Annotated in this window: 15 protein-coding genes and 1 pseudogene; 14 read left to right on the top strand and 2 right to left on the bottom strand. The window is 62.2% G+C overall.

Annotated features, from left to right (window positions below; translation table 11 throughout):
- The first annotated feature begins 125 nt into the window (after positions 1-125).
- A pseudogene (locus tag BPHY_RS17915) lies at positions 126-1,180 on the top strand (AI-2E family transporter).
- A 192-nt stretch (positions 1,181-1,372) separates the two neighbouring features.
- On the opposite strand, the gene BPHY_RS17910 reads toward BPHY_RS17915, so the two are convergent.
- Positions 1,373-2,125 carry a TetR/AcrR family transcriptional regulator gene (locus BPHY_RS17910; protein WP_012402857.1) on the bottom strand — a complete coding sequence of 251 codons (753 nt, stop codon included), beginning with the start codon at positions 2,123-2,125 and terminating at the stop codon, positions 1,373-1,375.
- Positions 2,126-2,354: 229 nt separating this feature from the next.
- Between BPHY_RS17910 and BPHY_RS17905 the strand changes: the two genes are divergently transcribed.
- The 6 genes from BPHY_RS17905 (at position 2,355) to BPHY_RS17880 (ending at position 12,054) form a co-directional block, all read left to right on the top strand.
- Positions 2,355-3,533, top strand: a complete 1,179-nt coding sequence (locus tag BPHY_RS17905) for an efflux RND transporter periplasmic adaptor subunit (RefSeq protein ID WP_012402856.1) — start codon at positions 2,355-2,357, stop codon at positions 3,531-3,533.
- Complete coding sequence (locus BPHY_RS17900) at positions 3,530-6,703, top strand: efflux RND transporter permease subunit (protein WP_012402855.1); 3,174 nt, start codon at positions 3,530-3,532, stop codon at positions 6,701-6,703. The genes BPHY_RS17905 and BPHY_RS17900 overlap by 4 nt, the downstream gene beginning before the upstream one ends.
- 2 nt (positions 6,704-6,705) lie before the next feature.
- On the top strand, positions 6,706-8,169 hold the full coding sequence (locus tag BPHY_RS17895) for an efflux transporter outer membrane subunit (RefSeq protein WP_012402854.1): 1,464 nt from the start codon (positions 6,706-6,708) through the stop codon (positions 8,167-8,169).
- A gap of 133 nt (positions 8,170-8,302) precedes the next feature.
- A complete protein-coding gene (locus tag BPHY_RS17890; protein WP_041764351.1) occupies positions 8,303-9,643 on the top strand; it encodes a paraquat-inducible protein A in 1,341 nt (446 codons plus the stop codon).
- 57 nt (positions 9,644-9,700) lie between these two features.
- The gene (locus BPHY_RS17885) at positions 9,701-11,296 is read left to right on the top strand and encodes a PqiB family protein (protein ID WP_012402852.1); all 1,596 of its coding nucleotides are present in this window, start codon (positions 9,701-9,703) and stop codon (positions 11,294-11,296) included.
- Positions 11,293-12,054 carry a PqiC family protein gene (locus BPHY_RS17880; protein WP_012402851.1) on the top strand — a complete coding sequence of 254 codons (762 nt, stop codon included), beginning with the start codon at positions 11,293-11,295 and terminating at the stop codon, positions 12,052-12,054. Before BPHY_RS17885 ends, BPHY_RS17880 begins: the two co-directional genes overlap by 4 nt.
- Before the next feature lie 389 nt (positions 12,055-12,443).
- Here the strand turns inward: BPHY_RS17880 and BPHY_RS17875 are convergent, their stop codons facing one another.
- A complete protein-coding gene (locus BPHY_RS17875) occupies positions 12,444-13,202 on the bottom strand; it encodes a TetR/AcrR family transcriptional regulator (RefSeq protein ID WP_083775877.1) in 759 nt (252 codons plus the stop codon).
- Between the two features lie 418 nt (positions 13,203-13,620).
- Between BPHY_RS17875 and BPHY_RS17870 the strand changes: the two genes are divergently transcribed.
- The 7 genes from BPHY_RS17870 to BPHY_RS17840 all read left to right on the top strand — a co-directional run bounded on the left by BPHY_RS17870 (position 13,621) and on the right by BPHY_RS17840 (position 23,996).
- Entirely contained in the window at positions 13,621-14,691 is a 1,071-nt protein-coding gene (locus tag BPHY_RS17870) for a VOC family protein (protein WP_012402849.1), read from the top strand.
- A gap of 35 nt (positions 14,692-14,726) precedes the next feature.
- Complete coding sequence (locus BPHY_RS17865; protein WP_012402848.1) at positions 14,727-15,683, top strand: fumarylacetoacetate hydrolase family protein; 957 nt, start codon at positions 14,727-14,729, stop codon at positions 15,681-15,683.
- On the top strand, positions 15,680-17,668 hold the full coding sequence (locus BPHY_RS17860) for an acyl-CoA synthetase (RefSeq protein WP_012402847.1): 1,989 nt from the start codon (positions 15,680-15,682) through the stop codon (positions 17,666-17,668). Before BPHY_RS17865 ends, BPHY_RS17860 begins: the two co-directional genes overlap by 4 nt.
- 670 nt (positions 17,669-18,338) lie before the next feature.
- Positions 18,339-19,043, top strand: coding sequence for an OmpW/AlkL family protein (locus BPHY_RS17855; protein ID WP_041764349.1), 705 nt, complete (start codon positions 18,339-18,341; stop codon positions 19,041-19,043).
- 76 nt (positions 19,044-19,119) lie between these two features.
- Entirely contained in the window at positions 19,120-20,034 is a 915-nt protein-coding gene (locus BPHY_RS17850; protein WP_012402844.1) for a VOC family protein, read from the top strand.
- A gap of 109 nt (positions 20,035-20,143) precedes the next feature.
- Positions 20,144-23,122, top strand: a complete 2,979-nt coding sequence (locus tag BPHY_RS17845) for a molybdopterin-dependent oxidoreductase (protein WP_012402843.1) — start codon at positions 20,144-20,146, stop codon at positions 23,120-23,122.
- 10 nt (positions 23,123-23,132) lie between these two features.
- Positions 23,133-23,996, top strand: coding sequence for a 4Fe-4S dicluster domain-containing protein (locus BPHY_RS17840; RefSeq protein ID WP_012402842.1), 864 nt, complete (start codon positions 23,133-23,135; stop codon positions 23,994-23,996).
- Positions 23,997-24,015 lie beyond the last annotated feature (19 nt).

The following is a 24,015-nucleotide window of genomic DNA, read 5'->3' as shown; positions in this document are numbered from 1 at the left end:
GTGGTTTGACGCGCCTCCGTTCTGAGGGCTGACTGCGCTGCGTCCTTATATGCGATCGTCGGTGGAACGTATGCGACTCGGAAAACCACGCGAGCCCACAACCGCATACACGAGAGCGCGCACCTATGACTGCCTACCATCGACAATCACTCTTCTGGGGAACCGTCGCCTTTTCGGCCGCGCTTCTGTTGTGGATCCTGCGTCCCGTTCTCACACCGTTTCTTCTCGGCGCCATCATCGCGTATTTTTGCAGCCAGGCGTGGAATGGATGGTGAGTCGTCGCGTGCCCAGAGGTGTCGCCGCGTGTGTGATGATCTCTTTCTTCGCTCTGCTTCTCACGTCGCTCATTCTGCTTATATTCGTCGTCGTCCAGAAGGAAGGGCCCGAGCTGACGACACAAATACCGTCGCTCATGGCAATGCTCGATGCCATGCTCAGACCGCGACTCGCCACACTGGGAATCAACTACTCGTTCGATCTGGCAAGCGTTCGCGAGGCGCTGAGCGCCCATCTGATTGGAGGGGAGCACGGCCTTGCCGCCGCCCTCTGGCAGTCCCTCTGGACGAGCGGCAACATGATGATCGGCATCATCGCAAATGGGGTGCTGGTGCCGCTCGTGCTCTTTTATCTGCTCTACGACAGGCACGAGGCGTTCGAGCGCATGGAGAGCTTCGTGCCCCGTCGCTGGCTGGCAAAGACGCGGGAGTTGGCCGCAGAAGCGGATCGTATGACATCGCAGTATGTGCGGGGGCAGCTGCTCGTCGTCGCGATACTCGCGGTGTTCTACCCCGCCGCGTTGGCGCTCGCGGGACTGGACGTCGCGGTGCCTATCGGCCTGCTCACCGCGCTCGCGGTTTTTATCCCCTATATCGGATTCGCGACCGCGCTTGCGTTGGCGCTACTCGCTGCGGTCCTGCAGTTCGGAGGCTGGTATGGGATCGGCGTGGTAACCGTCGTGTATGCAACCGGGCAGATTCTTGAGAGCGTCGTGCTGACGCCCCGACTTGTCGGCGAGCGTATCGGTCTGCATCCACTCGCAGTGATTTTTGCACTGCTGGCGTTTGGCAAGCTGTTCGGTCTCTTTGGCGTCCTGCTTGCGCTGCCCGCGAGCGCCGTCTTCGCGGTTGGACTGCGCGAACTGCGACGCCGATATCTCAGGAGTTCGCTTTACCGGGCGTGACGAGGCTTTGCCGGCGTTCGCTGTGCAATGCGCGGCAAGCCATGCGACGCTCCGGGTCCTCAGAGATGCGCTCTTTGGTGGAAAGTGCTGAGAGGACCAGTAGACGGCAGTCTGCCCGTGCGACAGGCAGCGCATTGCAGCCAACACCGGTCCGCCTCTGACGTGGCGGTGCCCGCTCAATGTCAAACCATTTCAGGCGGTTGTATCCTGCAGCGCTGCCGGCAGCGGACGGCGGGCGATCTTCTCGGCTTCCGGTCGTGCGAGACCAAACGCCTGCAAGACGATGGCCGCGGTACTCCCGGCGAATTTCTCGGCCCTCGACGGGAGAATCTTGCGGATGCGCGAGGTCCGCCTGGGCGGCGTCGAGAGATCGAGTTCCGCAGCGATTGCCGCCAGCACGGTGCCAATCACCGAAATCACGGACATCAGTTCATCTGCGACCTGAAAGCGCTTCTCTGCAATGCCTCGTGCCGTGTCTCGCAGCAGCCGCTGACCCAGTCCTCTGCTGAGCGCACGCGCGGACAATCCTTCGCGTATCAGCAGTTGTCCCCATACCGGTTCGCGGTAGGCGCGCAAAAGCGTATGGCGCACAGAAACTGCGATGACTTCCGCCGGGTCGGTCAATCCGCTGGCGAGTCGGTCAAGCGTGTTAGCGAATTCCTCGAAGAGCCACTCGACCAGCGCAGCGAAGATGCCTTCCTTGGAGTCGAAGTGGCTATAGAAGGACCCGAATCCCACGTCCGCTGCGTCCGTAATCTGACTGATCGTGACGCCGTCCATTCCATTTTCCACGACCAGCCCGAATGCGGCATCGAGCAGGCGGGAGCGCGTCTCGTGCCTGCGTCGGGCCACACGGGGCGAGCGCCCTGGCATGGGCTCGCGGTTCGTGCATGACGGTTTGGCTGTTTGCCTGCGACCTGCGCGCAGATGACGGCCATCTGGCATGTTGCCTCCATTCTCAGTTCCATCATATTTTAGATTAAAATCTCATGGTTGACAACAATATCAGTAATGGGTCTAATGTCACCCGTTCGCCGGACGCTGCGGAAAACGGGGAACCCCGCATGACATGAAGGGGAGGGCGGGACCTGCGAAACGTCTGCGACGTGACGGCAGGCGCCGAGCCTCCATCCGCCGACACCGTCCATTTCTATCTGGTTTCATCACCTCGCTTGTGAACATCGTGAAACATTCCGGTCCTGTCGCGCCGAAGCTCTCGCGCTCCCTCTTATCGTTCCTCTCCCAGTCGACGCACCGGGTACCCGTTGTCATCGCGGCGTGCAGTGCGGTCCTTCTGTGCGCCTGCCATCAGCGCGAAGCTGTCGTGCCTCAGGCCAAGCCCGTTGTTGCGCGTGCGGTTCGTCCGGACGGGCGGGTCGCGGGTAGCTCGTTGCCTGCCCAGGTGCAGGCCCGATACTCCACGCCTTTGTCGTTTCGTGTGGGTGGCAAAGTCATCGAGCGGCGCGTGCGCATCGGCGATACCGTCAAGGCGGGGCAGACCGTTGCACTGCTGGACCCAACCGATCTCCAGAACAACCTTGTCAATGCCCGCGCGCAGCTCGACGCCGCCGAACATCGCCTTGTTTTCGCGAAGCAGCAGCTCGATCGCGATGAGGCTCAGTCGCGAGCGAACCTGATCGCTGCTTCGCAACTCGAGCAGACGCAGGACGCTTACGCGAATGCTGTTGCACAGCGCACGTCGGCGCTCGCGCAGATGGCGCTGGCGTCGGACCACCTGCGTTATGCGACGCTCACGGCGGACCATGACGGCGTGATCACATCGGAAGATGTGGATACCGGACAGAACGTGCAGGCCACGCAGGCGGTCTATCACCTCGACTGGACGGGGGACGTCGATATCGTCTGCGACGCGCCTGAACGAACGGTGAACTCGCTCACGGTCGGCAGCAAGGCGCGCGTCACCTTGCCCGCGCTGCCCGGCAAGGTCCTCGAAGCCCGGGTGCGTGAAGTGTCGGCAGCGGCCGACCCTGAAAGCCGCACCTGGCGGGTGAAGCTGACGCTAGCCGCACCGAGTCCCGAAGTCCGTCTTGGCATGACGGCCAACGTCGTGTTCGATGTCGCTGCCGATGGCGCCGCAGGCGAGGCCTTTACGGTACCCGTGACAGCGCTCTTTCATCAGGGCGAAAAGCCTGCTGTGTGGGTGGTTCGAAACGGTAGCGACACCCTCGAGCTGCGCCCGGTCACGATCCAGCGATATGACGAGCGCACGGTATCTCTCGGCTCGGGCCTGCATGATGGCGACCGTGTCGTCCTGCAAGGCGTGCATGCCGTGAGCTCAGGGCAACATGTGCAAGTGGTGCCTCCACTGCATTCAGAGGATTCCCCGACATGAACGCCCGCGACCATGAAAACGCGGGGGACGGCGCGCTCGTGAATACTCCCGAAAAGCCGGCCGATGACGGAACCGGTTTCAATCTCTCTGCCTGGGCGCTGCGGCACCAGCAGCTTGTGATCTTTCTGATCGGGCTGATGACACTCTTCGGCGTGATCGGCTATACACACCTGGCGCAGTCGGAAGATCCGCCGTTCACCTTCCGGACGATGGTCATCAAGACGTACTGGCCGGGCGCAACCGCCCGGGAAGTGCAGGAGCAGATCACGGACCGGATCGGCCGCCAGTTGCAGGCGGCGCCCTATGTGGACAACATCAAGAGCTACTCGCGCCCCGGCGAGTCGATGATCTTCTTCGCGATGAAGGACTCCGCGCCCGTGCGCGAGGTGCCCGAAACCTGGTACCAGGTGCGCAAGAAGGTGGGCGACATCCGGGCAACGCTGCCGAAAGGCGCCGTGGGGCCATTCTTCAACGACGAATTCGGCGACGTTTACACGAACATCTACGCGCTCGAAGGCGACGGCTATACGCCCGCGCAACTGCACGACTATGCGGACAAGCTGCGCACGGTCCTGTTGCGCGTGCCTGGCGTGGCGAAGGTTGACTACTTCGGCGATCCTGACCAGCACATCTTTGTCGAGATTTCGAATACGCAGCTGACGCGCCTGTCCATTACGCCGCAGCAGCTCGCGCAGGCCATCGACGCGCAGAATGCCGTCGCGCCCGTCGGCACCATCACGACGGCGGACGACCGCGTGTTCGTGCGGCCCAGCGGCGCGTTCAGGGACGAACAGGCGCTCGCGGACATGCTGGTCACCGTCAACCGGCGTACGTTCCGCCTCGGCGACATCGCGACGATCAAACGCGGCTATGACGATCCGCCCGTCACCCAGATGCGCGTGGGCGGCCAGGCGGTGCTCGGCATTGGCGTGACGATGCAAAAGGGCGGTGACGTCATCGATCTCGGCAAGGCGCTCGATGCAAGGACGGCTGAACTGCAGGCAAGCCTGCCGGCCGGTCTCAAGCTCGCTGCCGTCGCCAGCATGCCGCACGCGGTGAAGCATTCCGTAGACGACTTTGTCGAGGCTGTTGGCGAGGCAGTGGCGATCGTGCTCGTTGTCAGCCTCGTTTCGCTCGGCCTGCGCACGGGCATGGTCGTCGTCATCACGATTCCGATTGTGCTGGCCGTGACGGCGCTGTGCATGCATCTGTTCGGCATCGGGCTGGACAAGGTGTCGCTTGGCACGCTCGTGCTCGCGCTCGGGCTGCTGGTCGACGACGCGATCATCGCCGTCGAAATGATGGCCGTGAAGCTCGAGCAGGGCTGGAGCCGCATGCGCGCGGCGGCCTTTGCCTACACGAGCACGGCATTCCCGATGCTGACGGGCACGCTCGTCACGGTCTCCGGCTTCCTGCCGATCGCGCTCGCGAAATCGAGCACGGGTGAGTACACACGTTCGATCTTCGAAGTGTCGGCCATTTCGCTCGTCGTCTCATGGTTCGCCGCCGTCGTGCTGGTGCCGTTGCTGGGCTTTCATCTGCTTCCCGAGCGCGCGGGCCCTGCGAGTGGCGGCCACGGCCATGAACACGATGTCTACGACACGGGCTTCTACAAGCGCCTGTCGGGCTGGGTCGCCGCGTGTATCCACCGGCGCTGGGTCGTGCTCGGGATCACCGCCGTGCTCTTCGTCATCGCGATGGGCGCCTTCACGCGGGTGCCGCAGCAGTTCTTTCCGAACTCCGAGCGGCCGGAACTGCTCGTCGACCTCAGGCTGCCGGAAGGCGCTTCGTTCGAGGCGACGCTGCGTGAATCGAAGCGCCTCGAGAAGGTCCTCGAGGGCAAGCCCGGGATCGACCACTTCGTCGACTTCGTCGGCACGGGCGCGCCGCGCTTCTATCTCCCGCTCGACCAGCAGCTTCAGCAACCCAATTTCGCGCAGTTCGTGATCACGGCCAAGGACGTGGAGACTCGCGAGGAACTGATGCACTGGCTCGACGCGAAACTCGAAAAGGACTTCTCTGGCGTGCGCACACGCGTCGCGCGACTCGAAAACGGCCCGCCCGTCGGCTTTCCTATCAAATTTCGCGTGAGCGGCGACGATGTCGCGACGGTGCGCTCGATCGCGGAGACGGTCGCCGATAAGACCCGCGCCGACTCGCGCACGCGCAACGTCCAGTTCGACTGGGACGAGCCGGCCGAACGCTCCATCTCGTTCGAGATCGACCAGAACAGGGCGCGCCAGCTTGGCGTTACATCGGAGGACGTATCCAGCTTTCTCGCGATGACGCTCTCCGGTTACACGGTCACGCAGTACCGCGAGCGCGACAAGCTGATCAACGTCGATCTGCGTGCACCGAACAGCGAGCGCGTCGATCCTGCGAAGCTCACGAGCCTGGCGATTCCGACACCCAATGGCCCGGTTCCGCTCGGCTCGCTCGGACATGTGCGCGATACGCTCGAATACGGCGTGATCTGGGAGCGCGATCGCCAGCCGACCATCACCGTGCAGGCCGACGTGCGTGGTGACGCGCAGGGCATCGACGTGACGCACGATATCGATCACGCGCTCGCCACCGTGCGCGCAAAGCTGCCCGTCGGTTACCGGATCGACGTGGGCGGCGCCGTGGAAGAGAGCGTCAAGGGCCAGACGTCGATCAACGCGGAAATGCCGCTGATGATCATCGCGGTGCTGACGCTGCTGATGATCCAGCTGAAGAACTTCGCGCGCACGTTCATCGTCGTGCTGACTGCGCCGCTTGGACTCATCGGCGTAGTGGCTGCGCTGCTGCTGTTCGGCAAGCCGTTTGGCTTCGTGGCGTTGCTTGGTGTGATCGCGATGTTCGGCATCATCATGCGCAACTCCGTGATTCTGGTCGATCAGATCGATCAGGACATCGCAGCGGGTCACGCGCGCTTCGACGCGATCATCGGCGCAACGGTGCGGCGCTTCAGGCCGATCATGCTGACGGCCGCCGCCGCCGTGCTCGCACTGATCCCGCTGCTTCGCTCGGGCTTCTTCGGACCGATGGCGACGGCGCTGATGGGCGGCATCACCATCGCGACGATGCTGACGGTTTTCTTCCTGCCAGCGCTCTACGCAACCTGCTTCAGGGTGCGTCGCGATGAGCGCGGCACGCAACAGGTCGTCGTCGAGCATACGGAGGTTTGATCATGAGTTTTACGTACAAGACATCCGTGGTGGCCGTGGTCGCGGCACTCGCTGTCACCGCCTGCTCGTTCGGACCCAGCGGCGAGCCGCCCGCGATGCCGTCGCCTGAGCATTACGGCGCCCAGCCGCAATTGTCGAAGACGGTGGCCGCGGGCGGCATTGCGCAGTCTTTCGATGTCGGCGCGACTGGCGTTACCCAATGGTGGCGGTTGTACCGCTCCCCAGCGCTCAATGCTCTCGTCGACGAAGGCCTGCGCAACAGCCCGACGCTGGCGGCGACGCAGCGCACACTTGCAGCGGCACAAGAGGAACTGCGCGCCCAGGTCGGCGCATCGACGCTGCCGTCCATCGATGGCGCCGTGCAGGTCGAGCGCGCGCGTTCACCCGTGGTCCCGGGGCTCGGGCCTGAGCAGGTGCAATACAACTTCTTTGCCGGACAGCTGCTCGCGCACTACACATTCGACCTGTTCGGTCAGACGCGTTACATGAATTCGGCGAGCGCGGCGCGTGTGAATGTGCAGGCGTTTGAGCTCGAGGCGTCACGGCGTGCGCTCGCCGCGAACATCGTAGCGAGTGCGATCAATGTAGCGGCGCTCGATCGTCAGATTGCGCTCACCGAACGGCTCGTTGCCGTATCGATCGATGCTGCGAACGAGGACCAGCAGCGCTACGCGCTGGGCTCGGTGTCGCGCGCACAGGCGCTCGCATCGAAACAGGACGCGGCTGCCATCGCGGCGACTTTACCGGCGCTGCGCCAGCAGCGCGCGCTGGCAATCCACACGCTGGCCGTGCTGATGGGCCGCACGCCGGACAACGCTCCGGACGTGCCGGCTCTCGACAGCCTGTCTCTGCCGGAGCACGTGCCCGTCGCCGTGCCGTCGGACCTGCTGCGCTCGCGTCCGGATATCCAGGCAGCCGACGCCGCCGTCAAGGCTGCCGCCGCCGACGTAGGCGCGGCCACGGCACAACTCTTTCCGAGCCTGTCGCTGACGGGCTCGATGGGTCGCGGCGGCTTTAGCTGGCCGGCGGTGCTCTCGGGCGCGGGCGGGCTGTGGGCAATCGGTGCGGGTCTGTCGCAGCCGATCTTCCACGGTGGCGCACTGTTCGCGCAGCGCCGGGCCTCGATCGATGCCTACGCCGCCGCCGTGCTGCACTACAAGTCGACGGTGCTCTCCGCATTCCAGGATGTCGCGAATTCGCTTGCCGCGCTGGATAACGACGCGCAGGCGTCTGCTTCGACGGAAGTGGCCGCAGACGCCGCGCGCGCGGCATTCGACGATACGGCGTCGCGCCACCGGATGGGCTCCCTGCCTTTGGCGGCGACGCATGCCAGCGAGTCGCGGTATCTGAATGCGCAGATCGGCGCCGTGCGCGCAGCGGGCCAGCGCATGAGTAATACGGCGGCGTTGTTCCAGGCGATGGGAGAACTGCCGGCGTCGCAGCAGACGGCGGCATCGACACAGTAACGCGGCGTTTGCGAAAGCGGCGAATGCGATGCGACGCATGGTCGCCTTCGCCGTTCCCAGTGATTGCGGCCTGGACCCTCAGTAAGCCCTTCGCCGAACCTGACGTCCAGGCGCCGAAATTCGCATGTCTCAAATGGAATACCGCCAACTGATTGCCTGCCACGAATGCGATCTGCTGTTTCGCAAGCCGTCGAGTGTCAAAGGGCGCCGCGCTGCCTGTTCGCGCTGCGGTGCGAGCCTGACGGCGCTGCCTGGTTCCGGCCTGTCGCTTGACCCGATCTGCGCAGTGACGCTCGCTGCGCTCGTCACCTTTTGTATCGCGCAGTGCTTTCCCCTGATCGCGCTGCGCGCGAACGGCATGACGTCCGAGGCCACGCTGTTTGGCGCGGTGCGCTCGCTATGGTCGGACAACATGTGCGTCGTCGCAGCGATGGTGTTCTGCTCGTCGATCCTTTTTCCGCTGATCGAACTGCTCGCATTGTCCTATCTGCTGGTGCCACTGCGCATGGGCAACGTGCCGCCGCGCTTCAATTCGACGTTGCGTCTCATCCAGGTTGTGCGGCCGTGGGGCATGGTCGAAGTGTTCATGCTCGGCGCGCTTGTGACGATCGTGAAGATGGCGAGCATGGCAGAGGTGATCCCGGGACCGGGGCTGTTTGCATTGGCTGCGCTGACGGTTCTGCTCGCGGTTGTGACCTCGTTTGACCCAAGCCGTCTATGGGCTGTTCGCGACGGGATCAGGTCGCCTCGGATGGCCGGCATTCGCTGGTCACGGGCGAGCGGACACGATGGACGCTTCATGAAGCCGTTAAGAGCGCGCGTAGCCGGTTCATCGGCCGTTATCACGGCACAACGCGCCGGACTCGTCGGCTGTCATGCGTGCGGACTGGTTCAGACGCGTATCGAACAGCAGACGCACCACCGCTGCGCGCGATGCCAACACGTTCTGCATGAACGACGGCCAGACGGTCTGACCAGAACAGTCAGTCTGCTGCTTGCCGCGGCACTTGCCTATATCCCGGCCAATCTGCTGCCCATCATGCATGCGTCGACGCTGGGCCGCTCGGAGGATGACACGATCCTGGGCGGCGTCGCGTACTTCTGGACGTCCGGGGACTGGCCGCTCGCCGTCGTCGTGTTCATCGCCAGTGTTCTGGTGCCGATGCTCAAGCTGGTGGCGCTCACGCTTCTCACGGTGGTCGCCCGACGGGGTTCGGACTGGCGAGCCCGCGAAAGGGCAGGTCTGTACCGGGTGGTCGAGCGCATTGGACGATGGTCGATGCTCGATGTCTTCGTCGTCGCACTGACGGTCACGCTGGTGCACTTTGGCTCCTTTGCCGTCATCACTGCGGGCCCTGCCGCGCTCGCCTTTGGATCGGTGGTCATTCTCACGATGCTCGCGTCGCAGCAGTTCGATCCGCGTCTCATCTGGGACAACGCAGGACAGCGTATCCGCCCCGACGATGAACGATGAAGCGTCGATCGCTTCCTTCACCGCAAACCGGAAATCCTGAACACAGAAACTTGAACGATGCATCTTTCCAATCTATCCACCCCTGAACTCAAGCCGCGCAAACGTTGGCTGCCATCGCTCATCTGGCTGGTGCCACTCGTATCCGCGCTGATCGGCATGGCGCTGGTGGCCAGGTCCATTGCCGACAAGGGACCGCTGGTGACCGTCACCTTCAACAATGCCGAAGGCATGGAGGCAGGCAAGACGAAGGTCAAATACAAGGATGTCGAGATCGGCGCGGTGCAGGCCGTCACGCTGTCCAGCGACCTGCGGCGGGTCATTGTGAGTATCCAGTTGAGCAAGGACGCTGAAAAGTTTGCGACGCAAGGTACGCGTTTCTGGGTGGTACGCCCGCGCGTGGGTGCCAACGGCATTTCCGGTCTCGGCACGTTGCTGTCCGGTGCCTACATCGGCGTGGATATTGGCCGCTCGAACGAAAGGCAGACAGCGTTTTTGGGTCTTGAGAGCCCGCCTATTGTGACGACGGGGCAAGCGGGGCATCAGTACACGCTGCGCGGCGAGTCGCTGGGCTCGATCGATATCGGCGCGCCCATCTTCTACCATCGCGTGCAGGCGGGTCAGGTGGTGGGCTACTCGCTCGATCCGCGCGGCGCCGGTGTGATAGTGACCGTCTTCGTCAATGCGCCGTACGACCAGTACGTTCGTACCAATACGCGGTGGTGGCATGCAAGCGGCGTCGATCTGCGTCTCGATTCGAACGGGCTGAAGCTCAATACGCAGTCGCTTGCGACTGTCGTGGTCGGTGGGTTGGCGTTCCAGTCGCCGACGGGGCAGGACGCAGGACAACCGGCAGCCGACAAGGCGGTGTTCCGGCTCGCCGCGGACGAACCGGACGCCATGCGTGAGCCCGACGGCCCGCCGCTCAATGTGATCATGCGCTTTAACCAGTCTTTGCGTGGACTGTCCGTCGGCGCGCCCGTCGACCTTCGGGGAATCGCGCTTGGGCAGGTGACCGACATCGGGATCGAATACAACGAGAAGCAGAAGAGCTTCAGCATGAAGGTGTCGATGGCGCTCTATCCAGACAGGCTCAGCCGCCGCTCGAGCGAGGCGCTACCGGCGCCGGACACGCCAGGTGGACATGAACTGCTGCAGCATCTCGTCATGGAGGGGTTGCGCGGCCAGTTGCGCACGGGCAACCTGCTGACGGGTCAGCTATATGTCGCGCTCGACATGTTCCCCAAAGCGCCACGGGCGACCGTGGATGTGCACGGCAACCCGATCGAACTGCCGACCGTGCCGAATACACTCGACGAACTCCAGGTACAGATAGCGGACATCGCGCGAAAACTGAACCAGGTGCCGTTCGACAAGATCGGCGCCAACCTGAATGGCGCGCTGGAGAACGCCAACCGGCTGTTCGGACACATGGACACGGAGGTCGTGCCGCAAGCGCGCGATACGCTTGCGGCCGCGCAAAAGACGTTCAGTACCGCGGAGTCGACGCTGAGGCAGACGGCCCCCATGCAGTCGGACGTTCAGGATGCGATGCAGCAATTGACGCGCACGTTGCAGTCCCTGAACACGCTCGCCGATTATCTGGAGCGTCATCCGCAGGCTCTGCTATTCGGCAAGAAAGGAGACCGGCCATGATGCTGATGCAATTCCGCTCGATGCGCAGGGTGGCGCGCGCGCTCATGGGCGTGGGCCTGGCAACCCTGGCGGCATGCGCGTCCCCGCCGACGCGCTTCTACACGCTCGGGATCGATGCGCAGCCGACGATTGCCGTCAGTACCGCGAGTCCATCGTTTCGCATCGACGTGCGGCCGGTCAAGGTGCCGGCCGCCGTCGCACGAAGCCAGCTGGTGGTTCAGATCAATGCGGCGCAGGTGCAGGTACTGGAGGACGATCGGTGGGTGTCGTCCCTGCCCGACGAAATTCGCGCTGCGCTGATTGCCGGCGTGAGCCAGCAGGCCGGCGCGCCCGCCGCGAAGACGCTCGTTCCCGGTGAGGACGTTCCTGTCTATGAGGTTACCGTCGATATTCAGCGCTTTGAATCGTGGCCTGGTTCGCATGTGCTGGTTGACGGCGTCTGGACGGTGAGCCGGTCGACTAGCGCCGATACATTGACATGCCACAGTGTGGTGAGCGAGCCCGTGTCCGGCGGCTATCAGGCGGTGGCTGGCGGCCATCGCCGCGCGATGAGCGTGGTCGCTGCACAGATAGCCAAAGCCATACGTGCCTTCCCTGCAAGCGGTGGGGATAGTCCGTCGAGGCCTGACGGGGCCTCGGGCACGGCCGGGAAAAGGGGGGAAAGGGGCGAAAGAGGGAAGAGGGCGCTCTCCTGCCCGCATGCTACCGACAGCGTACAGACAGCCGCCGACAGAACGGCGCCGCGCGTCGACGAATGAGTGCCATCCTCGTTGCCAGCCGGTACGGGCCTCCGCCGCCCGCCCGTTACGCGAACAGGGCATTTATATGGACAGGAATGAACAGAATTCCCAGCCGAACAATCGCGAACATGCTTTCGGTGGAACCGGCCCCGGACGCGACAACCTCGCTTACATTGTAAGCAGATCGATGATGTCTGTATTTTGCTCTTCGACCGGTGGCGCGAGCGGCGCGAAATTACGCCGTTGCTCTATCTGCTGCATGCATGGCGGCTGCTGCCTTCCATGCTTCGTGCAGCAAGTCTCTACAGCGCTTCGCGAGCTTTTGAAGTTTCACCGCGAAAGAAAACGGTAATCACGTCGTCCGTTCGGCGAGGATTCGATCAGAGAATTGCTCGTTGTCACCGGCCTCAACGTTCTTCGGCGGCTTCCTCGACGACGGGCAGCGGACGCGCGGCGACCTTTTCCGCTTCCGCGCGCTTAAGTCCCAGTGTCTGCAGCAGCATGGCTGCCGTGCGTTCGGGGAAATGTTCTCCACTGAAGCCGTATTCCTCGAGAACACCAGCAGCCGGCGCGCCAGGCGCGACGAAGTTCAGCTCGGCCGCAATGGCCGAGAGCACAGTGCCGCCAACGGCGAGGAATCCGATGAACGGGTCCGCGACGACGAACCGCTTCGCGGCAATGCCATTGCCGATGTCCCGTAGCAGCCGCTGTCCCAGCCCGCGACTGATCATCTGCGCGGAAAACCCTTCACGGATCAGGAAACGCCCCCACACGGGATCACGTCGCGCACGCAGGACCGTGTGGCGCACCGAGACGGAGATCACCTCAGCAGGGTCCGCAATGCCGCTCGCGAGGCGATCCAGCATGTCCGCGAATTCCTCGAATACATTGTCGACGAGCGTCGTGTAGATCGCTTCCTTCGATTCGAAGTGGTTATAGAAGGAGCCAAACCCTACGTCGGCGGCCTCGGTGATTTCATTGATCGCCACGCCCTCCATGCCCTTTTCTGCCATCAGCCTGAGGGCGGCGTCGAGCAGCCGGGCACGCGTCTCACGCTTGCGGCGCGCACCGCGCGGCTCCCGCTCTTCAGCAACGGGCGCCGGAGTGACGGGCGCCGCCACACCTGGTGAACTCCTGACTGTCCGTCGACTGGTCGTATTCGTCATGGTGGATCCTGAGCTGGTCATATGCACAGTATAGATTCGAACGTCTTTATTGACAAAACAATCAGCGATGAGTTTAATGTCACAAAACGGCATCCGAGGGCCGACCCAAATAAAACACATTGGAGGGACTGTGGAGACAGCAGCCAGCAATGGTGCCGCGCCGACCGGCCGGCATGACCCGATTCGTCCGCTCAGGCGGGCATCAACATGCGTCGTCGCTATCACGCCTGGATATCGCCCGGCGGGGGAAGCCGCGAGCGCACAGCCTCTCGCATGGTGCGGCCGGCCGGTCCGCGTCGCTGGCCGCCAGCTTCACCCCGCAACCCAGACCGTTCTACTCGCGCAGGTTCTGCGGCTGGATCATCCCGCCGCCCCGGCGACGCCCGCAGCTATCGCAACCGCCTGATTACCTTCCACCATGAAACTGACTTCTGCACAGCCGGCCCGTCATCCGCATCCAACGGCGAAAGCATGCGCGCTGGCCTATCTGATCTTCGAGCGGCCTGACCTCGAGCAAGCCGAACGATTCCTCAATGACTTTGGGCTTCAAACAGTATCGCGGGGGGAAGGGCTACTGCTGCTACGTGGTACAGGCGCCTCGCATTTTTGCTACGTCGTGCGCAAGGCGTCGAAAGCGGCGTTCGTCGGCTTCGGTTTGCAGGTCGCGACCAGGAGTGAACTCGAAGCGCTCGCTACGCTGCCCGGTGCTTCAGAGGTCGAACAGTCTGCGTTGACGGGTGGAGGCTACGTGGTGCGACTGACTGACCCTTCCGGTTTTCGTGTCGATGCGATCTGGGGCCAGACGGCCGCATCGGCGTTGCCGCACCGGCTGCCGTTGCCGTTCAATTCCGTCGATGCCACTGTGAGAATCAACGACACGCAGCGGCCGCCAACGCACGCGCCGGAAGTCATCCGGCTCGGGCACGTCGTGCTCGAACTCGCCGACTATCAGGCAACCTGTGCGTGGTACACGCGACATTTCGGTTTTATCCCGAGCGACGTGCAGGTACTGCCCGACGGCTCGCCGGCTGTCGCGTTCATGCGTCTCGATCTCGACGACACGCCGGCGGACCATCACACGCTCGCACTGGCACAGGGATTTGTCGCGACGTACAGCCACAGCGCCTACGAACTCGTTGATGCGGACGCGGTCGGTATGGGCCAGCGCGTGCTGCGCGAGAACGGATGGAACCACGCGTGGGGCATCGGCCGGCACATCCTGGGCAGCCAGATCTTCGATTACTGGCAGGACCCGTGGGGCGACAAGCACGAACACTACTGCGACGGCGACCTGTTCACGTCCGACGAGCCGACGGGCATCCATGCCGTGAGTCGTGAGGCCATGGCCCAGTGGGGGCCGACCATGCCGCGCAGTTTTACCAAGCCGAGGCTTACGCCCGCGAGCCTCGTGGCGCTCTTCAAGAATCTGCGTCGCAGCCCCGACCTCACGTTGAACAAGCTGCGCACGCTGGCGAAGCTCTTCGCCTGAATCAATCCCTATCCATAGAAGCCGGAGATCGACACATGGCAGTCCACGTTTTGCATTACCTGCACGAAGGCCGCGCCCATTGGGGCGTGGTCGCCGACAACGCAATCACGCCGGTTCCGGGCGAGTTCGGATCAACCGCTGAGTTTATCGAGGCGAACCCGGTCGAACGGCTGCTCGTGCTGGACGGACCAACGATTCCGGAATCGGACGTGCAGTGGCTGTCACCCGTGACTGCCAACCAGCAGTTCATCTGTCAGGGCGCGAACTATCGCCAGCACATGATCGAATCCGGCATGGACCCGGATGTGAAGAAATTCAATATGATCTTCACGAAGGCAACGAGCTGCATCGTTCCAGCCGACTCGCACGTCGTGAAACCCAACGCGGTGCGGTTTCTTGACTATGAGATCGAGCTTGGTCTCGTGCTCAAGCGCGACATCACGTCCCGTCAGACGATCACCGACGAAAACCTGCATGAATACATTGCGGGCGCTGTGATCGTCAACGACTATTCCGCGCGCGATATCCAGATTCCGCAGATGCAGTTCTACAAGGGCAAGAGCTATCGTACGTTCGGCCCGGTCGGCCCATATCTTTGCCTGCTCGAAAAGCACGACATGCCGAAGCTCAAGGAGCTCGTGCTGACGCTGACCGTCAACGGAACGGTTCGACAGAACGATTTGACTTCGGGTCTTGTGTACGGTCCGGCAGAGACATTGACCGAGTTGTCTGGTGTTCAAGATCTGCACGTCGGCGACTTGCTCGCGACGGGTACGCCGTCCGGTTGCGCGCTAATCATTCCGTCGCCCGAAAAGCAACGCGCCGCGGCGCAACTGCCTGAAGCGGAAAAATGGCGTCTTTTTCTCGCGCTGCAAGCCGAGCGACCGCAGTACCTTCAGGATGGCGATGTGGTCGAAGCACGTATCGTTAGCCAGGATGGCTCAATCAATCTTGGCACCCAGCGCAACGTCGTCGTCGCAGAGGCACCATGAAAGCCGTCGCTAACGAGCAGGATGTCCTCGCTATCGAATCGCAGGGGCAGTCGGCGGATCTTCCGTCGAGCACCTACGAAATGATCTGCCGGGGCGCCGCGTTCAATCCATCGGCACCCGCGCTTTCGTTCTTCGCGACCGCGGACGACTACGCGAACCCGGAGCGCTGGACCTACAGCGAACTGGTGCGCGACATCACGCGCACGGCGAACATGTTGTCGCGACTGGGGGTGCAGCGAGAAACGGTCGTCGCGTATGTATTGCCGAATCTGCCCGAAACGCACTTTGTGGTCTGGGGGGGCGAGGCGGTCGGCATCGTCTGCGCGATCAATCCATTGCTCGAAGGCGACGCAATAGGCGAGCTGCTCAATGCCTCGGGCGCCAGTGTGCTTGTCACTTTGGCACCGTATCCGGGCACCGACCTGTGGCCGAAAGTGCAGGCAGTCTTGCACAAGGTTGCGTCGCTCGAGCATCTCGTGCTGATCAATCTTGCCGACCATGCGCCGGGTGAACAGCGATTTGCGGCCCGAATGCTTCAGCGCGGCGAATGCTCGAGGTTGCATGGCGAGGAAGGCGTGCGAGGCGCGGTTGCCTCGCACATCAGCATCCACGACTTCGGCGAAGCCGTCGCACGGGAGCCGGGCATGGCGCTCTCCACCCCGCACCGGGCGACCAGCGATGACGCATCGTCCTACTTCTGCACGGGCGGCACCACAGGCCTGCCAAAAATCGCGATGCGCCGGCACGGCAACGAGGTGGCCAATGCATGGAGCGCCGGACAGTTCCTTGGTGAAAGCGTGGGTCCGGGCAAGACGATCTTCTGCGGATTGCCGCTTTTCCACGTCAACGCCGTCATGGTGACGGGGCTGCTGCCTTTTTCACGCGGCGCGCATGTCGTGATGGGCACGCCGCAAGGCTATCGCGGAGAAGGCGTCGTCCAACGCTTCTGGGATATCGTCGCGCATTACCGCATCAACTTCTTCAGCGGCGTGCCGACCCTCTATGGCTCGCTGTTGGACGTTCCCGTTGGCGAGCGCGATATCGGTTCGCTCGAATACGGGTTGTGCGGCGCCGCGCCGATGCCAGTGGAGTTGCTGCGTGCGTTCCAGGCGCAAACCGGAATCAGGATCCTCGAAGGCTATGGCCTCACGGAAGGTACCTGCATTAGCAGCGTCAATCCGCCGCTTGGTGAACGGCGGGTCGGCTCAATCGGCCTTCGTGTTCCGGGCCAGGCCATGAAAGCTGTGATGGTCGATGAAGCGGGCCGTTATGTGCGCGACTGCGTTGCTGACGAGGTTGGTCAACTGGTGATCTCCGGTCCGAATGCTTTCATCGGCTATATGCGGCCGGAGCAGAACAACGGCATCTGGCTGGACTTGGCTGATGGCGGCAGATGGCTCAATACAGGCGACCTCGGTCGCTGCGACGCAGACGGTTACTTCTGGCTCACAGGACGTAAGAAGGAACTGATTATTCGCGGCGGACACAACATCGATCCTGCAGCGATCGAAGAAGCGTTGCACCGCCATCCAGCGGTCCAGATTGCGGCGGCGGTGGGGCGTCCTGACATGCACGCAGGCGAACTGCCAGTCGCCTATGTGCAGCTCAAGCCAGGCACATCGGCAAATGAAGCAGAAATGGCCGCGTTCCTGCGCGACGAGATCAGCGAGCGAGCTGCGTTCCCCAAGGGCATCCGGATCATCGAAGCAATGCCCCTGACGGGTGTCGGCAAGATATTCAAGCCCGCACTGAAGCGGCTTGAAACGGTAGACGCCCTGCGGTCGGCGCTCGCAGACGCTGGCGTCGAGGGTGGGACCGTTAGCATTGCTGATGATGCCTTGCGTGGGATTTCAGTTCACGTCGAGATTCCCGGCGCGGAATTCGAATCATTGGCGGCTTCAGCGCTCGGACGCTTTCCGTTCGCCTTTTCGATCGCTGTCGCGCAGGGTTCGGGCAGAAGCGGCGACGGCAACGGGATGTCATAGACATACAAGGTTTCGAAGTGTCATGGTTTCTCGCATGGACGCAGGTGTCCGGTCACTCGCATGCGCGGTGATGGCACGGCTGAACAGCGCATGTCGCCGGTTTTTGGTTGGGGAAGAAGATGGGTATTGCAGCAGAAAGATCCTTGCGTTCGCTTGTTCAAAAATGGCTTGCGCCGACTTCCGGGACCCCGGTGCGCGTTACCCGATTGAGTCGTCCGCAGTCGCATGCGGGGAACTGTGTGCATATTGAGCTGCTTTTGCCGACAAGGCCGGTCGGGCTGTTTTTTTTCCGGCACCGCGACGGTTCGTGGAGCGTGTTCCCGCCGCAGGCCGAACGGCTCGTGATGCGTGTTCATTGACATGCCGGGTCACTTGCCAAACCTGGCAACCGTTCAGAAGGGCGAAGAGAAGTAACAGACGTTCACAGGTCGATACGGCGAACGGGCAGGAAGTACCGCTGGGACTGGGAAAGATCATACCGATGTATTTAGTATGCCTATGTAATTGAAGGAGATGATATTTGGAGCCGGCATCAACATCGGATGCCGATCCAACGAACTTGACCAATGGGCGGATCGGAAAAGCCGCTTACACGATAAAAAAGATATTTGGCCGATGAGGCAGGAGAAGACGCGTGAGGAATTACAGGAAAAATGTTCGGCCTGCCGTGATGGCAGGTCTTATCTGTTCGGCTGCGCTTGCTGGAAATGCGAATGCGCAATCAGCCGGAAGCTTTACGCTGGCGACGGGGTGGCTTTACGTAGCGCCACAGGGTCATGCAACGCCGCTTACCGTGGAAAGCGTGGGAGGTATGCCGGTCAACCAGCAATTAACGGGGACTGGTGCGCACGCGTCGTCAACGAATACGCTCGGCATCACCACCGAGTACTACGTGACCGACAACATCGGCATCGCCACGCTCTTTGGCCTGCCACTAACAGTGAATCTGGATGGCGACGGGACACTCTCGAAGTACGGCACACTGGGCACGACGAGGCCTATGCCGCCCGCCATCGAGGTTCGATATCACCTGTTCGACGCTCAGACGAAATTTCGTCCTTACGTCGGATTGGGCGTGAACTACACGTGGTTCACCCAGGTTCGCGCAACCAACCACCAGTTCATTACCGATAGCGTTGGTCCTGGCGGATCGATACACGCGACCCTCAGTGCATCGTGGAACCCCGTCTTCGAGGTCGGGGCAAGCTACATGTTCGCCAAACACTGGTCGGTCGGAGCGTCGGTTGGCTACATGCCGCTCAAGACGCACATGACCATATACGGGCAGACAGCAACCGGAACGCAGATCGTTTCGAAGTCGACGCTGCGAATCGAACCCATTAACGTTTTTGTGAACGTCGCCTACACATTCTAGCGGGGACGCCCACCGTTTCCTGACATCAATCCCGGCGGCGGGTCGTGCCGCCAACGCATCAATCGCGAGATTTTCCATGCTCATCGAAGACATCGAATTCGTCACTTTTCGCCACCCGGACCTGGCTGCGGTCCGCGACTTCATGGTCGATTACGGCTTGCTGGATCTCCAGCACGACGGCGACGCGCTTTATCTGCGCAGCTACGGGGACGCGCCTTTCTCCTACGTCTCGACGCAAGGCGAGGCGGCGTTTGTCGGTGTCGGGTTCCGCGTGAGCTCTCGCGAGGCGCTCGACACGTTGGCGGCCCGCTTTGATTCGCCTGTGACCGATTGCCCGCATCCGGGCGGCGGCCTCTACACGGTGGGCGCCGATCCCGACGGTCGTCGGCTGGAGTTCGTATTCGGCGCCGAACGTCTGCCAGCTATTCCGTCGGGTGGCGATCCGATCGTCTGGAATGACGCCCACGCCAAAAACCGGCTGGGCCACTTCCAGCGTCCGGCCTTCGGCCCGTCGCACATTCAGCGGTTTGGCCATGTGGCCGTTTTCTCTCCGGACCCGCAGGGAGTGATCTCGTGGTACGGCGAAACGCTCGGCATGAAGGCGTCGGAACTGATCTACCAGGGCAAAGAGAAAAACGTAGTGGCCGCCTTCATGCACCTGGAAACGGGCGCGGCATGGACCGATCACCACACACTGGCCATTGTCGGGGGCAAGGCGGTGGGCCTCGATCACGCCTCCTTTGAATGTCGCGATATCGATGACGTGGGCATCGGCCACATGGTCATGGTCGATAAGGGCTACAAGCACCGCTGGGGCATCGGCCGCCATTTCCACGGCAGCCAGATTTTCGACTACTGGACCGATCCCGCCGGCTTCCACGTCGAGCATTACGTGGACGGTGACCTCGTCAACAACGACTCGCCGACCCTGAGTTATCCGTTCGGACGAGACACGTTGCTGCAATGGGGCCCGGCTTTCCCGGGTCTTTGAACCACTACCAGACATGATGGCGCCCGCCTGAGCCGCTTGCCCGCTCGGCGGAGCCGGTCCGTAATTCCCTGATGTTTGCACCTGCACAGCCTTCCCATTGGATCCAAAAGTGAAACGACAGATCCTCAAGACCATTCTCTTCACCATGCCCAAGGTCCTCGACCTGACGGCACGCCGCTTCCCTGCCTATCGCGATCGGTTGAAGGAGCGCGATCTCGTCGCGTGGATCGGGCTCATGGATCAAAGCCTCGGTCGCGTCATCAAACTCGAGAACGGCCGCATCCGGTCGTGTGCCGGCACGCATCCGCAGCCCGACGTGCGCATGCTATTCAAGGACGTCGGCACCGCCCTGAAATTTCTCTTCCCCAATCCGGACTACCTGGATATCATCCACGCGGCGAAAAATTTCAAGGTGATCACCGAAGGCGACGATGAGCTGCTGGTGTGGTTCATGCAAACGCTGAGCATGATGCAAACCATCAGCCTGCCGATGGGTACGCAAATGCGCGACGGCACGCAGCGTTACACCACGTGCACCAACGGCGGCCCTTTGTTCGTATATGTGAAGGATGGACGCATCGTTCGCGTGACGCCGGTCGATCTCGACAGCAAGGATGCGCCGAGCTGGGAGATCGAAGCACGCGGACGCCGTTTCAGCCCGCCGAGGCGCGGCCTCGTCGCACCGCACGCATTGTCGATCAAATCGCTCGTCTATTCGGACAAGCGCATCCTTCACCCGATGAAGCGGGTCGATTTCGACCCGGACGGCGAGCGCAATCCGCAGAACCGTGGCAAGTCCGGCTATGTGCCGATCAGCTGGGACGAGGCGTTGGACATCGTCGCGAAGGAGATCAACCGGCAAAAGCGGGTTCACGGTCCGGGCTCCATCACATTCCCAATGTCGTCGCACCACCAGTGGGGCAACGTTGGCTACTATCTGAGCGCGCTCACGCGTTTTGCCAACCTGATCGGCTTCACACGGGTGGCCGCGAATCCGGACAGCTGGGAGGGGTGGTACTGGGGCGCCATGCATCACTTCGGCAACTCGATGCGCGTTGGCGTGCCCTCCGGCTATGGCGGAATCGAGGATTGCCTTAAGGAAGCCGAGATGATTGTTTTCTGGTCTTGCGACCCGGAAAGCACGAATGGCGCCTATGCCGGATTCGAAGGTACGCCGCGGCGTATGTGGGCAAAGGAGTTGGGGATCGAATTCGTGCATATCGACCCGCACTGCAATCCGACTGCCCAGTTGCTGGGCGGCCGATGGATTCCGGTTCGACCACAAACGGACGCAGCCCTCGCCACCGCCATCATGTATGTGTGGCTCAAGGAGGGCCTGTATGACAAGGATTACGTTGCCAACCGGACGACCGGGTTCGACGAATGGCGGGCCTATCTGACCGGCGAGACCGATGGCGTGCCCAAAACGCCTGAATGGCAGGAGCAAGAAACTGGCGTGCCCGCCAAAGACGTTCGGGCCCTCGCGCGGCGATGGGGCGCGAAGAAGGTCTATCTTGCAGTCGGAATGACGGGCGCGGGATTCGGCGGGGCGGGACGCGGTGCGACGGGAGCCCAATGGGCGCGTTGCATGATCATGATGATGGCGATGCAGGGATGGGGCAAACCGGGTGTGAATTTCGGCTGCCTCGAGATCGGTGTTCCGCATGATCTCAACTTCTACTTTCCGGGTTACGCGGACGGTGGCGTGTCGGGCGAACTCGCGTGGACCGCCAATGCCGTCAACAACTATCAACGCATGCCGCACATCCTGACCATGAATCCGGTCAAGCAGATGGTCCCGCGGCAGCAGTTGCCCGATGCCATCATCAACGGCCACGCAGCAGGCTACCTCTGGGATGGCATGTCCCAGGAAGCGCAGTTCGCGCCGTTCACTTACCCGATGCCCGGTTATTCGCCGATTCGCATGATCTATCGCTATGGCGGCTCTGCCTTCAGCACGGTCACGAAATCGGGGCGCTGGGCGGACGCGTACCGTCACCCGAGCATCGAGTTCGTGGTCAATCAGTCGATCTGGATGGAAGGCGAGGCGCAGTTCGCCGACATCATTTTGCCTGCGTGCACATCGCTGGAGCGGTGGGACATCGGCGAATGGGCGAATTCCGGTGGCTACGCGCATCACGGTTTCAATACGGTCAACCACCGTATGGTCACGATGCAGCATAAATGCATTGAACCCTTGGGGGAGTCCCGCTCCGACTATGACATCTTCACTGCTATTCTGACCCGCCTGGGGCTCGGCGGCGTGTTCACCGAGGGCTGCGGGGAGTTGGACTGGGTCAAGCGGGTATTCGACTCGTCCGATCTGCCGGATCACATTTCGTGGCGCGAGTTCTGCCGCAAGGGCTATTTCGTTGTGCCGCCCGAAAAACCGGAAATGCGATCTCCAGTGGATATGCGCTGGTTCGCGGAAGGCCGACGCAAGGATCTGCCGGAACCGCTTCCGATGCCGTCGCAGTATGCCGAAAAATTCGGCATGGGCCTGCAGACGCCTAGCGGCAAGCTCGAGTTCGTACCCGACTTGCTGAAGCGGCATACGGCGGACAACCCGGAGCGGCCGCCCGTGAACCGATACATCCCGTCGTGGGAGGGCTTGCGCTCCCCACTGGCACAGCAGTATCCGCTGCAACTTATCGCCACGCATAGCCGTTACAGCTTCCACACCCATTGCGACGGCAAGAACTCGTCGGTCAACAGCGTGGAAGATCATCGTGCGTTGATTGGCGGGCATCGCTTCTGGCTGCTACGACTCGGTCCTGTCGACGCGGCGGCCCGGGGCATTGCCCATCGCGATCTCGTCAAGATCTACAACGACCGGGGTGCGGTTATCTGTGCGGCAGACGTGTCGCCTCTGGTTACCGCAGGGGTAGTCAAGTCGGCCGAGGCGAGCGCCGAATTCCAGTTGATCGAAATAGACGGCGAGTGCGTCGAAATTGGTGGTTGCATGAACCTGCTGACCCCGGATCGGCCCCAGACGGCGGGTACAAGCAGCATGAGTCCGAATTCGTGTCTCGTGCAGGTGGAAAAGTGGAAAGACGCGGACGCTTTCATGATCCGTCGCGCGGCGTGAGGAGCACACGATGAGCAAGTGGAATCTGGTTATCAAGGTCGGGCAATGTGAGAACTGCCAGAACTGCGTCATCGCTGCACGCGATGAACACGTTGGCAATGACTTTCCTGGGTACGCCGCGCCTGCCGCGGCCAGCGCCGAAAGCCCCATTCGCATCCTGCGCCGTGTGCAGGGCGCCTCCCACATGGTCGAAACGACGTACCTGCCGGTGTTGTGCAATCACTGCGACGACGCGCCCTGCATGCGCGTCGGTGGCGACGCGATCCGCAAACGTTCCGACGGCATCGTCATCATTGACCCGGAGAAGGCGCGAGGGCGCAAAGACATCGTCAAGTCCTGCCCGTACCACGCGATCGTCTGGAACGAGGACCTGCAACTGCCGCAGACCTGGATCTTCGACGCGCATCTGCTCGACCAGGGGTGGCAGCATCCGCGCTGCGAGCAGACTTGTCCCACTGGTGTCTTCGAGGCCGTCAAGCTCGATGACGCCGCGATGGCGGAAAAAGCTCGACGTGAAGGGCTCGATGTTTTGCTGCCTAATCTCGAAACAAAGCCCCGAGTGTGGTATAGCGGCTTGAAACGCTGGAAGAGCTGCTTCATAGGTGGAAGCGTCAGCGCTACGGTTGGGGGCGTAGTTGAGTGCGTCGCTGGCGCAGCGGTTGCCCTGTACGCCGGCGATCAACGGGTTGCGGACACTGTTTCCGACGCGTTCGGCGATTTTCGGTTCGGTGGTCTCGAGAAAAATAGTGGCATGTACCGCATCGAGATTCACCATGCTCTCGGGAATGCATCGCGCGAGTGCAAGGTCGGCGAAAGCGTGTACCTGGGCGAAGTCAGCCTCAAGCTGGCGGCCAGCGAGGTGGAGGTCGACTAATACGCCAATTTCAGGCCAC

Source organism: Paraburkholderia phymatum STM815 (assembly GCF_000020045.1).
GTDB lineage: Bacteria > Pseudomonadota > Gammaproteobacteria > Burkholderiales > Burkholderiaceae > Paraburkholderia > Paraburkholderia phymatum.
The sequence above is the reverse complement of the archived record's forward strand: the minus strand, read 5'-3'. Positions and strand labels throughout refer to the sequence as shown.